The following is a 14,227-nucleotide window of genomic DNA, read 5'->3' on the forward strand; positions in this document are numbered from 1 at the left end:
CCTCCGGAGGGAGAGGGAGAGGGCTTTACGGCGACTTGCCCGGGTCCTTCACGGCTTGGAAGGTTTCGAACTCGGCGTTCACCAGCTTTCCGTCGGCCTTTTCGACCCGGCGGATGTAGATGTTCTGGACGATGTCGCGGGTGTCCGGATCGATGGAGATCGGCCCGCGCGGGCTCTCCGCGTTCCAGTGGCGCATGGCTTCCACCGCGCCGTCGCCGGTGAGGTTGCCCTTCGCCGTCTTGATGGCGTGGTGGATCGCCGCCATACCGTCGTAGCCGCCGACCGCCATGAAGGTCGGCACGCTGTCGGCACCGTAGGCCGCCTGCCACGCCTTCATGAACTCGGCGTTGACCGGAGACTTGTGCGCGGTCGAGTAATGGAAGCCGGTCACGGTGCCGAGTGCGGCGTCCCCCATGTTGGGCAGTTCGTCCTCCACCGTCACCTCGCCGGAGCCGATCAGGCGGATGCCGGCCTCCTTCAGGCCCAGCGTCTGGTAGGCCTTCAGCAGCGCGGTCGATTGCGTGCCGCCGGGCAGGAAGACGTAGAGCGCGTCGGGCTTGGCGTCCTTCACCTTTTGCAGGAAGGGCACGAAATCGGGGCTCTGCACCGGCACGCGGACGGACGCCACGACCTTCTTGCCCTCGCCCTTGAAGCCGGCGGTGAAAGCCTCCTCCGCCTCCTGGCCCGGCGCGTAGTCGGACACCAGCGTGTAGACGGTGCCGATCTCCTTCTGCTGTGCCGCCCACTTGGCGAGCGGCGACGTGAACTGCGCGATCGTCTGCGACACGCGCACGATGTAAGGCGACGCCTTCGTCGTGGCGGAGCTGGCGGCGTTCATGATGACGAACGGCACCTTCGCCTGCGTGGCGATGGGTGCGATGGCGTTGGCGTTCGGCGTGAAGATGATGCCGGCCAGGAAGTTGACATGGTCGCGCACGACCAGCTCCTGCGCCAGACGCTTGGCGACGTCCGGGGCCGGACCAGTGTCGTCGCGGACGATCAGCTCCACCGTGTCGCCGCCCAGCTCGTCCTTGTGCAGGCTCTGGTACAGGCGGGCGCCGCGCTCGATCTGCTGGCCGAGCGAGGCGGTCGGGCCGGACAGCGAGGCGACGAGGCCGACCTTGTAGGCCTTCGCGTCAGCGGTGAACGGCACCAGCCCCACCGCGGCGAGCGCGGTGCCGAGCAGGAGCTTGCGGGCGGTCGAAGTCATGGCGTTTCCTCTGATGTTGTTTTTGGCAACCGCGTCAGCGGTCCAAATCTTCGAGACGGGCGACGTAGACGAGGCCGGCGGCCTCCAGCGCGGGGCGCATGTTGTACATGTCCAGGCCCAGCACCCCGGCGGCGAGGCGCTTGCGCTTCTCCTCCTCGTTCGCCACGCGCTTTTGGCCGGCCTCCGCCACGTCCGCGGCGCGCTTGGCCGGCACGACCACGACGCCGTCGTCGTCGGCCACGATCGCGTCGCCCGGGTTGACCAGCGCGCCGGCGCAGACCACGGGGATGTTGACGGACCCCAGCGTCGCCTTGACCGTGCCCTTGGCGGAGATGGCGCGCGACCAGGCCGGAAAGCCCATCGCCTTCAGGCTGGCCACGTCGCGCACGCCGGCGTCGATCACGATGCCGCGCACGCCGCGGGCCTGGAGCGAGGTCGCCAGCAGGTCGCCGAACATGCCGTCGGTGTTGTCGGTGGTGCAGGCGACGACCAGCACGTCGCCCGGTCGGCACTGCTCCACCGCGACGTGCAGCATCCAGTTGTCGCCGGGCTGGGCCAGCACCGTGACCGCCGTGCCGGCGATCGCCGCCCCCGGCCAGGCCGGGCGCATATAGGTCTTCATCAGGCCGATGCGGCCCATGGCCTCGTGCACCGACGAGGTGCCGAGGGACCCCAGAGTTTCGACCGCCGCCGCGTCGGCGCGATCGATGGTGCGGACAACGACGGGCTTCATGCCAGCTCCTCCAGCACCATCGGGAACACGCGCTGGTAGGCCTCGCCGTGGGTCATGCCCTGGGCGGTGCCATAGGTGGCGCCGCGCCCGGCGTTCCGTCCGCCCTGCGCGCCGCGCTGGAGGGCGACGCGGGTGTAATAGTCCCACAGGTGCGTCTGGGCCGGCAGGCACTCGAAGGCCTTGCGCTTGATGTCCCAGACCTCGTCGATGTTCAGGATGACGTTCGGCTTGAAATCGCACTGCTCGGGCTGGTGCGGCTCGAACAGGAAGACCGGCGGGGCGCCCAGCGTCGGGGCGCCGGGGTTGTGCCCGGCGGCCTGGGCGATGATGCGGGCCTGCTGCGCGAAGCGCGCGGCGTCCGGATGGTCGTAGTTGTAGGGGTCGGCCGCCGCGTGGGTCAGCACGAAGGCCGGCTGCACGTCGCGGTACACGTCCACCAGCCGGTCGAGCATCGCGCGGTTGGTTTCCAGCGGATAGTCCTCCGCATCGAAGAACTCGATCTCCGCGCCCAGGATCTCCGCCGCGCGCACCGCTTCCTCGTGGCGCTGGCGCTTCACCGCCGCCAGCGTCGCGCCGGGCTGCTTCCAGGCCCCCTGGCTCTCGCCGCGGGCGCCGTAGGACAGGCAGACGATCTTCACGCGGTAGCCGCGCCTGGCGTGCAGCGCGACGGCGCCGCCGGTCCGCCAGACGAAGTCTCCCGGATGGGCGCTGACGACAAGCGCGCTTTTCTGCGATGGGGTGCTGCTCATGGTGGCGATCCGCGATTCCGATGTGGGGCTTCTTGGTTGGGCGTCCTCCGAATTTGGACGACTGTACAAATGCTAGGCGCGGCCGCAATCCCGTGTCAACATGAATTGTGACGACCGTACAAACGACATGAATCGCCGTACAAAGCATTTGTACATCCGACCAAATGGCGTTAGGGTTGGGCATCGCTGTTCCAGTCCTGCCGCCCGTCCTGCCGGAGGTCCTTCCCGTGCCGATGCCGCAACGCCAAGCGCCCCAACGCCAGGCCTCCATGCGCGAGGCGATCCTGGACGCCGCGGAAGAGCTGTTCTCGGCGAACGGCTTTCGGGCGGTGTCCATGCGCGAGATCGCCCAGGCCTCCGGCGCGAACCTCGGCAGCATCAGCTATCATTTCGGATCGAAGGACGGGCTGCTGCGGGCCATCTACGAGCGGCATTCCGGCCCGATGAACCGGCGCCGCGGCGAACTGCTGAGCGAGGCGCAGCGCATCCGCGACCCGGACGACCGGCTGGCCGCCATCGTCCGCGCCTTCATCCTGCCGTCCTTCTCCGAATCCGAAGGGACGGAGGGCGGCGGCGCCCGCTTCGCGCGGCTGCGCGCCGTCGTCATGGCGGAGCGGCACGAGGAGGCGCAGAAGATCATCGCGGAGACCTTCAACCCCATCAACCACGCCTTCATCGACGCCCTTCAGGCCTGCCTGCCCCACCTGCCCCGCGCGGACATCGTGTGGCGCACGCATTTCCTGCTGGGCGCCGTCAACTACACGCTGATCAACCCCTGGCGCGTGACGCGCCTGTCGAACGGCGACGCCAAGGGCGAGAACGCCGAGGAAGCGCTGACCCAGATCGTCCAGGCCGCCGTCGCCGCCTTCCGGGCGCCGGCCTGCGCGGATGCGCCGCGCTGAAGACTTGGGAGGACCCACCGTGACCGAGCAAATTGGAATCCGCTGCGCGTTGATGCGCGGCGGCACGTCGAAGGGCGCCTATTTCCTGGCCTCCGACCTGCCGGAGGACACGGCCGCTCGTGACCGCGTCCTGCTGGCGGTGATGGGCTCGCCCGACCCACGGCAGATCGACGGCGTTGGCGGCGCCCACCCGCTGACCAGCAAGGTCGCGGTGGTGTCGAAATCAAAACGGTTGGGCTGCGACGTCGACTACCTGTTCCTGCAGATTGTGCCGGACAAGCCGATCGTCTCCGACGCACAGAACTGCGGCAACATCCTGGCCGGCGTCGCCCCCTTCGCGATCGAGCGCGGGCTGGTCGCCCCGGCCGGGGAGCGCACGACGGTGCGCGTCCACATGGTCAATTCCGACAGCGTGGCGGAAGTGACGGTGGAGACGCCGGGCGGCCGCGTGCGCTACGGCGGCGACTCCGGGGGCGAAGTCGCCATCGACGGCGTGCCGGGCCGGCACGCGCCGGTGGTCCAGGCATTCCTCGACACCGAAGGCTCGACCTGCGGTTCCCTGCTACCGTCCGGCCAAGCGGTGGACGTGATCGAGGGCGTGCCCTGCACGCTGATCGACAACGGCATGCCGGTGGTCGTCATGCCAGCGGAATCCTTCGGGCTGACCGGCTACGAGGACAACGCCGCCCTCGACGGCAACGCCGCCCTGCGGGAGCGGCTGGAGGCGATCCGCCTGATTGCCGGGGAACGGATGGGCCTCGGTGACGTGCGGTCGCAGACCGTGCCGAAACTGACCTTGGTTGCGCCGCCGCGCGAGGGCGGCATGATCGCGACGCGCACCTTCACCCCCTTCAGCCTGCACGCCTCCATCGGCGTGCTGGGCGCGGTGACGGTCGCCACGGCCTGCCTGCTGGACGGCACGCCGGGCCACGCGCTGGCACAAGTGCCGGACGGTCTGGTGAAGCGCTGCGACGTGGAGCACGCCAGCGGTCGCCTGACGGTGGAGATCGAGCTGGACGACACGGCCGGCGGCCTCAAGCTCCGCCGCGCGGCGCTGGTGCGCACCGCCCGCCTGCTGATGGACGGTACGGTGTTCGTGCCCGCCTAGGCCCGGCCCCCGCAACCAGTGTCTTCTAGGCCTGATATCGGCTATAAGCATGGAATGCTTATGACGCCGCACATCAACATCGACGTTCGCAGTTACGGCGCGGCCCAAGGCGCTCACCGGCACGATTTCGCACAATTCGTTCTGCCGTTGAGCGGCGCCTTGGAGATCGACATTGCCGGGGCGGGAAGCCGCCTTGCGCAGGGTCGGGCGGCCTTCGTCGCACCGGGATCGTCGCATTCGCAGATGAGCGATGGGCCGAACCGGTCGCTCATCGTGGATCTCGACCCGGTCGTTCTGGAGACGGAGATCGGCGATCGGCTGATCCGACAGCCTTTCGTGCCACTGACGCCGGCGGCCAACAAGTTGATCGACTACATGGGCCTGCTGATGGGCAACGGCGGCGCGTCGGCGACCAACCTTCGCCTCTGGGTGCCTTTGCTGCTCGACGCCCTTGTGCATGAGCCGGTCCGGCCACAGCCCCGGCTCGCGTCGCTGCTGGCTGGGATCGAGCCCGAGCTTGGACGGCCGTGGACCGCGGAGATGATGGCGGAGCGTGCCTGCGTGAGCGTGAGCCGACTGCACGCGCTCTTCCGCGCCGAACTCGACACCACGCCGCGCGCGTGGCTCGCGGAAATGCGCGTGAAGCGGGCGTGCGAATGGCTCGCGCTGTCGGAACACTCGATCGCGGAGATTGCCTATCGTGCCGGCTATGCCGATCAGAGCGCGTTGACGCGCGCCATGCGGCGGGCCACCGGGCTGACCCCGGCGGCCTATCGACGCCAACGCCGAGAGACCAGGCCCAAAAGTCAGTAGCCCAGGACAAGACCGCGCCCGCGTCCGATGGCATCCTCGACCCGGAATCGAGTGATGCGTGTGATCGGAATGAGCAGGATTTGCCTGGAAAAGATTGGGCTGGGAAAGACTGGGCTGGGAATCGCGTGCGGAATCGCCGCCGGGGCGCTCTGGGGGCTGATCTTTCTCGCGCCGGAACTGGCGCGGGAGTTCGCGCCGCTTCAACTCGCCGCGGGGCGCTATCTGGCGTATGGCGTCTTTGCCGCCGTGCTTGTCATCCCACGCTGGCGGACATTGTGCGCGCGCCTCGGCAGGGCGGAGTGGTGGGCGTTGGTCTGGCTGAGCCTGCTCGGCAACATTCTCTACTACGCCCTGCTCGCCACGGCCGTGCAGCTGGGCGGGGTGGCGATGACCTCGCTGGTGATCGGGTTCCTGCCGGTCGCCGTCACCATCATCGGCAGCCGGGATCACGGCGCGATCCCGCTGCGGAAACTCCTCCCCTCCCTCGTGCTTGGCGCCATCGGAATCGTTTGCATCGGATGGCAATCCCTGGGCGACGCCGAAACCGGAGTCCAGGCGGCCCAGGCGACGGGGTTGTTTTGCGCGGTCGGTGCGCTCGTCGCCTGGACGAGTTATGCCGTGGGCAACAGCCGTTGGCTTGGGCGGCTCGATCATGTCTCCGCCCATGACTGGAGTCTGCTGACGGGCGTGGTGACGGGCGCGCAAGCGACGTTGCTCGCCATTCCGGCCTTCCTGGTCGGCCATCACGACCATGCCGTCGGGGAGTGGCTGCGCTTTGTCGCCGTCGTGACGAGTGTGGCGATCCTGGCCTCGATCGTCGGCAACGCCTTCTGGAACCGGATGAGCCGATTGCTGCCGCTCACCCTGGTCGGCCAGATGATCCTGTTCGAAACGATGTTCGCGCTGCTCTACGGCTTCCTCTGGGAGCAGCGGCTGCCGACCACGATGGAACTGGCCGCCATCGCGTGCGTGATCGGGAGCGTGCTCTCCTGCGTCGCGGCCCATCGTCCGAAATCGCCGCCTTTGGACGCCGAGCGGACCTTGGCTTCGGTCTGATGCCCCGGGCGTCCGGTCATTGCCCGCCTGTTTGGAAGGCCTGCTTGGCGATGCCGCCGCCGGGATTCTCCGCACTCGCCTCCGCCGACAATCCTTCCAAAGGCGCTCCGATCGGCGTCTGAGGGAGGAAGGGAAGGCGCTGTTCGATGGGAACCGGAGGCCGGACGGTCATGCGCCAAAGCCCGAACACCAGCGCGACCGCTCCCACCATCGCTGAAAACAGGAACAGTCCATCCCGTTCGATCAACACCATGACCAGCGAGGCCAGGAAAGGGCCGGCTATGGCGCCCATCGAGAATCCCAGAACCATGCCGCCGCTCGCGGGAACCATCTCGGAAGGCGTCAGGAAATCGTTGGTGTGCGAGACGCAGACCGGATAGATCGCGAATATAACCCCGCCGAACAGGGCGATTCCGCCGACGAGCGACGCAAATCCCAGCTGCGGAAGTGTGATCATGCCGACGCTGATCACGATCAGCGCGGCGAACAAGCCCACAAGGACCAGCCGCCGGTCGAGAATGTCCGAAATTTTTCCAAGCGGCCACTGGAATACCATACCGCCGATGATCGCGGAGCTGACGAAGGTCGCCGATTGCCCGAGATCATAGCCCAGATGCCGAACATAGACTGGGCCGAGGCCGTAGAAGGCACCGACCACAAGCCCGCTGATCACGGTACCGGCACATCCAAGGGGGCTTGCGCGATAGAGATGGCGGATGCGGACGGGCGCCAGCTTCGGAAGGAGAGGGGGAGCCTTGCGGGTCAGCGCCACCGGGAGAAGGGCCAGCGATACGAAGATCGCCACCAGAACGAACTGCTTGAAGCCATGCGGGTCGTCGATGACCAGCAGATACTGGCCTACCCCTTGCGCCCCATAGAGGGCGATCATATAGAGGGCCAGGATCCGACCGCGCGTGCCGGAGGTGGCGCTTTGGTTCAGCCAGCTCTCGATGCAGACGAATAGGCCGGCCATGCAGCAGCCTTCGACAAGCCGAAGGGCGATCCAGGCTAGGGGATCGGACCCGAGGGCATGCCCCAACGTCGCCGCGACAAGAACTGTCGCGGAGGCGCTGAAGGCACGGATGTGCCCCACCTGCCCGACGAGGCGGTATGCGTGCAGCGAACCGATCGTCACTCCCAAATAATAGGCGGCGGTCAGCGCGCCGAGGAGAATGGACAACGCGCCCACGGCGTCCAGGCGAACGCTGACGATGGTCGTCAGGGCCCCCGTCCCGCCCATCATCAGGAACACCGCGACGAGCAACGTGAAAATCGGTCGGATGAGGGACATCGCTTGATCCGCAGAGGGGGAACGTTCAAACGTCGAGGCTGACGTTCCCGATCGGACGGGAGCAGCAGGCGAGGATGTACCCCTCGGCGATGTCCTCCTCGGAGATTCCGCCGCTGTGAACCATGTGGACCTCGCCGGAAAGCTTCCGCACCTTGCAGGTTCCGCAAACTCCGAAGGTGCAGCCGGACGGGATGTTAAGGCCGGCGCCCTTGGCGACGTGCAGGATGGTGTCGGTTTCGTCGCAGCCGGCCGTCACGCCGGAGGCGCTGAACACCACCTCCGCCTCATGCGACGGGTCGGGAACGAAGTCGTCGATCGCCGGCGCTTCTCCCTCGTCGTGGACCGGTGCCGTGAAGCTTTCCTGGAAATAGCGGGACATGTCGAAGCCAAGGGCGATCAGCATGTCCCTCACGGCCTTCATGAACGGTTCCGGCCCGCAGCAGTAGACGTGCCGGTCGAGATAGTCCGGCGCGATGGCGCCCAGCATGATCTGGTTCAGCCGGCCGCGGTAGCCGGTCCAGACGTCGAACGGGTCCTCCTGTTCCACGATGAAGTGCAGCTTGATCGACGGGACGCGGGACGCCATCAGCTCCAGCGTCCGGCGGCAGACGAGTTCGGCCGGCCGCTTCGCGCAGGTGACGAGGACGACGTCGATCCCGGTTCCACGGTCGAACAGGTATGTGGTCATCGACACCGACGGGGTGACGCCGGACCCCGCCGAAAGGAACAGGTACTTGTCCCGCGCGTCCGGCCGCAGCGCGAAGGTGCCGGACGGTCCCTTGGCGCGCAGCCGCATGCCGGGCCGGAGATGATCGAGCATCCAGCGCGTGCCGATGCTGCCGGGCTGCGCCTTCACCGTCAGCGAAACGCCCATCGGGCGCGAGGGCGACGACGAGATGGTGTAGGTCCGCCACACCGGTCCGCCGGGGACCGGCAGTTCCAGCGTCAGGAACTGGCCTGGACGATAGCGGAACTGGGCACCGCTGGGTGCCACGAAGCTGATCGTTGCGGTGTCCGGCGCCTCCGGCACGACGGAGCAGCATTCAAGCGGCTCGTCGTCCGTCCACAGGCCAGGGTCGGTTGCGTTGGGCTCGGTTGCCAGGGCCATTGCCAGGTTCATCTCGCCTTACTCCGCGGCCATGGCGTCGCGCAGGGCGGGCACGCCGGTCAGGGTGGCGGCGTACCAGTCCTGGAATTGGGCGATGCCCGCCTCATGGTCGCTCGACAGCGGGCCGGGTTCATAGCCGGGGGACAGGATGCCCCGCTGGTTGTCCTCCACCACCGTCCGGTCCTCGGCGTTGGTGGCGATCCACACCTCGGTCAGCCGGGTGAGGTCGTAGTCCTGCCCTTCGACCGCGTCCTTGTGGACGAGCCACTTGGTCGTGACTTCCGTCTCGGTGGGGCTGATCGGCGTGACGCGGAAGACGATGGAATGGTCGCCGAGGAAATGGTTCCAGGTGGACGGATAGAGGAATTTCAGGAGCGCCCCGGCGTTCCTGAACGGGAAGCTGGAGTTCGGCTTTGTGACCGCGGCCTTGCCGTCCATGGTGTAGCTCTCGGCCGCGCCGAGCAGCGGCATGCGGACGAAGCGCCAGACGCCATCGGGTGAAATCCGGAATTCGGACGGGGCGCCGACCGCCTCGCACCGGTCGCGGTGCGCGTCGAGTTCGCTGGCGAGGCCGCTGCCGCTGTTGCCGATCAGGCGTGCGTCTTCCGGAAAGGTCCGGCAAAGCGCCGGGTGGTTGCCGGCGCAGTGATAGCACTCCCGGTTGTTCTCCCAGACCAGCTTCCAGTTTCCCTTCTCGACGATGGTGCTCTGGTGGGCGACCTTGGAGTTCACGAGGTCGTGCGGCGCCAGATAGCGCGCGGCCTCGCCCACGAAATCCTCGAAGGGCGGGGCGGTTTCGGCGAGGCAGATGTAGACCAGCCCGGCGACCTCGCGGCAATGGACCGGCCTCAACCCATGTTGCTTGCGGTCGAAATCCGCGCCCATGTCGCGCGCCCAGATCAGCGCGCCGTCGAGGCCATAGGTCCACTGGTGATACGGACAGACGATCTTCGGCCGGGATCCCTTCTCGCCCTTGCACAGGACCGAGCCGCGGTGGCGGCAGGTGTTGTGGAAGGCGCGGATCGTACCGTCGTCGCCGCGCACGATGATCACCGTGTGATCGACGACGTTGTGGACGACGTAGTTCCCGGTCTTCGGGATCTCGCAGGCGGGGATGGCGAAGAGCCAGCGCTTGTACCAGATCCGGTCCAGGTCCATCCGGAAGACGGCGGGGTCGGTGTAGAGTTCCCGGGGCAGGGAATGGCCGGGGCGGCGGTTCGTCAGGAGTGCGAGGATGTCCGCATCATGCAACATGGTCGATGCTCCGGGAACGACGGGGCCCGTCGGTTGATTTTGGCTGAACGCGCCCCCTGCCGGCTTCGACGCCGTGCATCGAAGGGCGGCTTGCGGGCCGTGCGGGAGTGGGGAATTGAAGCAGCCGGTCCGTTGCCGACGATCGGCTTCACACCATTTGCCGTTCTGCCGGCCGCTCCATCATTTGAGTGCAGCTTAACGGATGTTCGCGGACCGGACGGACTGAAAAAAAATCGAAGGCGCGTCGACAAAAATTCACGCCGTGTGGGTCGCGTCGGCGGTCTCCTGGGCGGCTTCCTTGGCGGCCTGCTCGACAATCCAGTCCCGCACCGTGCGCACGGCGTCGCTCATGGCGAGATTGCGGTTCCAGGTCAGGTAATAGGCGCCGGGCGCGCGCAGCTTCAGGTCGGTCAGCGGGACGAGCGTTCCGGCCGCGACATGCTCGCGGACCATCCGGTGCCAACCGATGGCCACGCCCTGTCCGGCTTGGCAGGCCTGAAGGGCGAAGGCGAAGTTGCTAAACCGCCGTCCCAGCAACGGGGCGTGAGGGATGTTGCCGCGCCGCAGGAATTCGTCCCACCCCGTCCAGTCCGGATCGACCCAATCCACGTGAAGAAGGGGCAGGGCCGGAAGGTCGGCCAGGGCGATCCCCCGATACCGCTCGGCCAGCGCGGGGGATGCCACCGGATAGATCGTCTCTTCGAAGAGCTGAACCGAGATTTCGTCCGGCCAGGCACCCAGGCCGTAACGGATCCGCAGATCGACCTCCGCCCGGCGGAACCCGTGGGCGTTGTCGGTGACGAGGTGGTTGACGACAATGTCGGGGAAGCGGTGCCAGAAGTCGCTCATTCTCGGCATCAGCCAGCATTTGGCGAAGGCATCCGTGCAGGCGAGCGTGACCGGCCGCTGCGGCCGCCCGGCCCGGATCGCGTCGACGGTGTCCGCCGTCCGCCGGAAAGCGTCCGAAAGGGTAGCGTAGAGCGTCTCCCCCTCGCTGGTCAGCGCCATGCCGGATTGGCTGCGGCCGAACAGCTGGATGCCGAGTTCCTCCTCCAGCCCCTTGATCTGGCGGCTGACCGCGCCGGGGGTGACGTTCAACTCCTCCGCCGCCCGCTTGACGCTGCGATGCCGGGCCGACGCTTCGAACGTCGCCAACGCGGTCAGGGATGGCAACCGATAGAATCGTGACGTCATCAGCAGCCGTTCCTACCCGTACCAGTGACGATGACGCGGACGTCCAGCGGCGCCCACTATCGCACAGGGACGACAGCTGTTCAAATCGGGGTCACCGCAGAACGATCGCCCTCTGGTCGTGCAGCATGACGCGCGCCTCGATGTGCAGCCGGATGGCGCGGGCCAGGACGACGCTTTCGACGTCGCGGCCGATGGCAACCAGATCGTCCGGCGACATGGAATGGTCCACGCGCGCCACCTCCTGCTCGATGATCGGCCCCTCGTCCAAGTCGTCGGTGACGTAATGCGCCGTGGCGCCGATCAGCTTCACGCCGCGCGCGTAGGCCTGATGATAGGGCTTGGCGCCCTTGAAGCTGGGTAGGAAGCTGTGGTGGATGTTGATGACCCGGCCGGCCATCCGCGTGCAGAGATCCTGCGAGAGGACTTGCATGTAGCGCGCGAGCACGACGAGTTCGACGTCGTGCGTCTCCACAATCTCCATCAGGCGGATTTCCTGCTCCCGCTTGTTGCCGGGCGAAACCGGGAGATGATGGAAGGCAATGTTGTGCGATTCGACCAGCGACTTGAAGGCGTCGTGGTTGGAGACGACCCCGACGATGTCGATGGGCAGCGCCCCGATGCTGTGCCGGTACAGAAGGTCGTTCAGGCAATGGCCGAACTTCGACACCATGATCAGGATCTTCGGCTGCCGCCGGGCGTCCCGCACCATCAGGTTCATCGAAAAACGCCTGACGATGGGTTGCAGTTCTTCCAAGAGAACAGCGTCGCTCTGGATTGTCTCCGGAGCATCGAAGGCCATCCGCAGAAAGAAATGCTCGCCGTCGTGGTCGACGAACTGGGCGCTTTCGATGATGTCGCAGTTGCGGTCCGACAGGTAGGTCGAGATGGCGGAGATGATCCCCGGCCGGCTCAGGCAACTGACGTTCATGTAGAACTGGTTGTGATTGGGGCGCATCGCGGATCTCGCGCTGAAGGGATTGGCCGGGGAGAGGTCAGGCGAGGTCGACGATCGTCGGCTCATACCCGAGCCGGCGCAGAAACGCCGACAAATCGTCCGGATGCATCGAAAGCGTCGCGCGGTTCGTCATCGGATGGAAATTGACGACGTCGCCGGCCAGAACGCGCCGCTCCAGCACCGGCCGGACACGCCGTTCCTTGTCCGCCACGAGGGCCAACGGGCTGACTCCACCCGGCTCGATCGCCAGGACCTGCTCTAGCGTGATCGGCGAGGCAAAGGACAGCTTGGCCGCCCCGATGACCGGAGCCAGCGCCTTCAAATTCACCGACTGGTCGTGCGGAAGCACGACCAGCCACAGCACGCCCTTGGCATCCTTCAGAAACAGGTTCTTGGTGTGCAGGCCGGGGACGCTGCGCCAGTGCTCCTCGGCGTCGGCGACGGTGCGCACCGGCGGATGGGCGTGCAGACGCATCGGTGTCGACGCCAGCGCAAGCTCCTGGCACAGCTCCTCGGGAATGCCGGCCTCACGCCAATGGAGGGTGATGGAATCGCTGCTCTCAACCATGCTGGCCATCCTTGTGGTACCGGCAAGCCGGAAAGCGGTTTGCCGCAGTGCAGGGGGAGGTCACGCGGCTTTGCTTGCGCCCGCGGGCATGTTCGTGACCGTTCCGTTGGATGCAGCATGGCGGAACGATCCACCCGCCGCTTGTACGGGGGCGTCATGATCGTTGAAGGATTCCGCCATGCCGGACCCTTGACCGGCAGAGCCTCAGGCCTTTCGGAAGACGGACGGCGTCATGCCGCGCCGTTCCTTGAAGGCGCGGACGAAGTGCGAGGAATCGCAGAAGCCGACGGCGGCGGCGATCTCCGTCACCGACTGCTCGGTGTTGCGCAGCAGGAATTCGGCGTGTTCCAGCCGCATGATCCTGTAGGCCTCGGTCGGCGTCATGCCCAGTGCGTTCTGGAAATGCCGCTCCATCTGGCGCCGGGCCGCACCCAGGCGGCGCGCCATCTCCGCCACCGACAGGGGCACGTCGATGTTCTGCTGCATCAGCAGCAGCGCCTTTTTCACGACCTCGTCGTTCGTGGTGAAGTCGAGCGGAATGCCCGGCTGCGGCTTCTCCCCGCGCAGGGCATCGTCGATGATCATGATGTGCAGGCTTTTGCGGGCCTGGGCGCGGCCGACATGCTTTTCGACGAGATAGGCGGCCAGATGGGCCGAACTCGTCCCGCCCGAGCAGGTCAGCCGGTCGCGGTCCACGATGAAGATCTGGTCGGAGACCGGCGTGATGCCGTCGAACTGCTCCAGGAAATCGGCGTGATGGAACCAGCTGATGCAGCAGCGGTACCCGTCCATCAGCCCCGCGCGCTGCAGGATGAAGGCGCCGGTGCAGACCCCAACCAGGGGGATGTTCGAGGCCGCGGCCTGACGCAGATAGCGGATGTAGTCGGGGCTGAGGTTGGAGATCTCGTCGATCAGCCCGCCGATCACGACGATGTAGTCGAATTTTGTCGGGGCGCCGAGCCGCTCGGTCGGCTGGACCAGCATGCCGCAGCTCGACGCCACCGGCCGCATCTGGTCCGACAGCACGGCCCATTCGCACAGGATCGGACGGCTGCGGTCACCTTCATCGGCGGCAAGCCTCAGCACGTCCACGAAATTCGCAAAGGCGCACAGCGTGAAACGGTGGGCGAGGATGAACCCGACGGACAGGCGCGGCGCCGTGGCGCGGTCCGGGAACCGGCTTGCCCTGGTGGCGCCTGCCCTAACGCTGTTTGCCCCGATGATGTTCGACACGTGACCTCCGGTGGACGGACCGTCGCACGGGTGACATTAAACTGACGCATCCA

Annotated in this window: 14 protein-coding genes; 4 read left to right on the plus strand and 10 right to left on the minus strand. The window is 66.8% G+C overall.

Annotated elements, in window-relative coordinates:
- Positions 1 to 25 precede the first annotated feature (25 nt).
- Genes M2351_RS32760 through M2351_RS32770 form a run of 3 tightly spaced genes read right to left on the minus strand, consistent with a single transcriptional unit; the run spans position 26 to position 2,692 of the window.
- On the minus strand, positions 26 to 1,210 hold the full coding sequence (locus tag M2351_RS32760; protein WP_264660176.1) for an ABC transporter substrate-binding protein: 1,185 nt from the start codon (positions 1,208 to 1,210) through the stop codon (positions 26 to 28).
- Between the two features lie 34 nt (positions 1,211 to 1,244).
- Positions 1,245 to 1,943: a 4-carboxy-4-hydroxy-2-oxoadipate aldolase/oxaloacetate decarboxylase gene (locus M2351_RS32765; RefSeq protein WP_264660177.1), complete on the minus strand. Its 699-nt coding sequence runs from the start codon at positions 1,941 to 1,943 to the stop codon at positions 1,245 to 1,247.
- Positions 1,940 to 2,692 carry a PIG-L deacetylase family protein gene (locus M2351_RS32770; RefSeq protein ID WP_264660178.1) on the minus strand — a complete coding sequence of 251 codons (753 nt, stop codon included), beginning with the start codon at positions 2,690 to 2,692 and terminating at the stop codon, positions 1,940 to 1,942. Before M2351_RS32770 ends, M2351_RS32765 begins: the two co-directional genes overlap by 4 nt.
- 233 nt (positions 2,693 to 2,925) lie before the next feature.
- On the opposite strand from M2351_RS32770, the gene M2351_RS32775 reads away from it, so the two are divergent.
- The 4 genes from M2351_RS32775 to M2351_RS32790 are packed head-to-tail and all read left to right on the plus strand — an operon-like array spanning position 2,926 to position 6,571.
- On the plus strand, positions 2,926 to 3,594 hold the full coding sequence (locus M2351_RS32775) for a TetR/AcrR family transcriptional regulator (RefSeq protein ID WP_264660391.1): 669 nt from the start codon (positions 2,926 to 2,928) through the stop codon (positions 3,592 to 3,594).
- 19 nt (positions 3,595 to 3,613) lie between these two features.
- Entirely contained in the window at positions 3,614 to 4,702 is a 1,089-nt protein-coding gene (locus M2351_RS32780) for a 4-oxalomesaconate tautomerase (protein ID WP_264660179.1), read from the plus strand.
- Positions 4,703 to 4,762: 60 nt separating this feature from the next.
- Entirely contained in the window at positions 4,763 to 5,515 is a 753-nt protein-coding gene (locus M2351_RS32785) for an AraC family transcriptional regulator (RefSeq protein ID WP_264660180.1), read from the plus strand.
- Positions 5,516 to 5,569: 54 nt separating this feature from the next.
- On the plus strand, positions 5,570 to 6,571 hold the full coding sequence (locus tag M2351_RS32790) for a DMT family transporter (protein WP_264660392.1): 1,002 nt from the start codon (positions 5,570 to 5,572) through the stop codon (positions 6,569 to 6,571).
- Between the two features lie 16 nt (positions 6,572 to 6,587).
- Here the strand turns inward: M2351_RS32790 and M2351_RS32795 are convergent, their stop codons facing one another.
- The 7 genes from M2351_RS32795 to M2351_RS32825 form a co-directional block, all read right to left on the minus strand.
- A complete protein-coding gene (locus M2351_RS32795) occupies positions 6,588 to 7,862 on the minus strand; it encodes an MFS transporter (RefSeq protein WP_264660181.1) in 1,275 nt (424 codons plus the stop codon).
- A 25-nt stretch (positions 7,863 to 7,887) separates the two neighbouring features.
- Positions 7,888 to 8,982 (minus strand): hybrid-cluster NAD(P)-dependent oxidoreductase, encoded by a 1,095-nt coding sequence (locus M2351_RS32800; RefSeq protein WP_264660182.1) that lies wholly within the window; start codon positions 8,980 to 8,982, stop codon positions 7,888 to 7,890.
- Positions 8,983 to 8,988: 6 nt separating this feature from the next.
- Positions 8,989 to 10,224, minus strand: a complete 1,236-nt coding sequence (locus M2351_RS32805) for an aromatic ring-hydroxylating oxygenase subunit alpha (RefSeq protein WP_264660183.1) — start codon at positions 10,222 to 10,224, stop codon at positions 8,989 to 8,991.
- A 255-nt stretch (positions 10,225 to 10,479) separates the two neighbouring features.
- Positions 10,480 to 11,418: a LysR substrate-binding domain-containing protein gene (locus M2351_RS32810; RefSeq protein ID WP_264660184.1), complete on the minus strand. Its 939-nt coding sequence runs from the start codon at positions 11,416 to 11,418 to the stop codon at positions 10,480 to 10,482.
- A gap of 91 nt (positions 11,419 to 11,509) precedes the next feature.
- Entirely contained in the window at positions 11,510 to 12,373 is an 864-nt protein-coding gene (purU, locus tag M2351_RS32815) for a formyltetrahydrofolate deformylase (RefSeq protein ID WP_264660185.1), read from the minus strand.
- 37 nt (positions 12,374 to 12,410) lie between these two features.
- On the minus strand, positions 12,411 to 12,941 hold the full coding sequence (locus M2351_RS32820; RefSeq protein ID WP_264660186.1) for a prolyl-tRNA synthetase associated domain-containing protein: 531 nt from the start codon (positions 12,939 to 12,941) through the stop codon (positions 12,411 to 12,413).
- A 204-nt stretch (positions 12,942 to 13,145) separates the two neighbouring features.
- Positions 13,146 to 14,174 (minus strand): GlxA family transcriptional regulator, encoded by a 1,029-nt coding sequence (locus M2351_RS32825; RefSeq protein WP_264660187.1) that lies wholly within the window; start codon positions 14,172 to 14,174, stop codon positions 13,146 to 13,148.
- Positions 14,175 to 14,227 lie beyond the last annotated feature (53 nt).

Source organism: Azospirillum canadense (genome assembly GCF_025961225.1).
In the GTDB taxonomy this organism is placed as follows: Bacteria; Pseudomonadota; Alphaproteobacteria; order Azospirillales; family Azospirillaceae; genus Azospirillum; species Azospirillum canadense.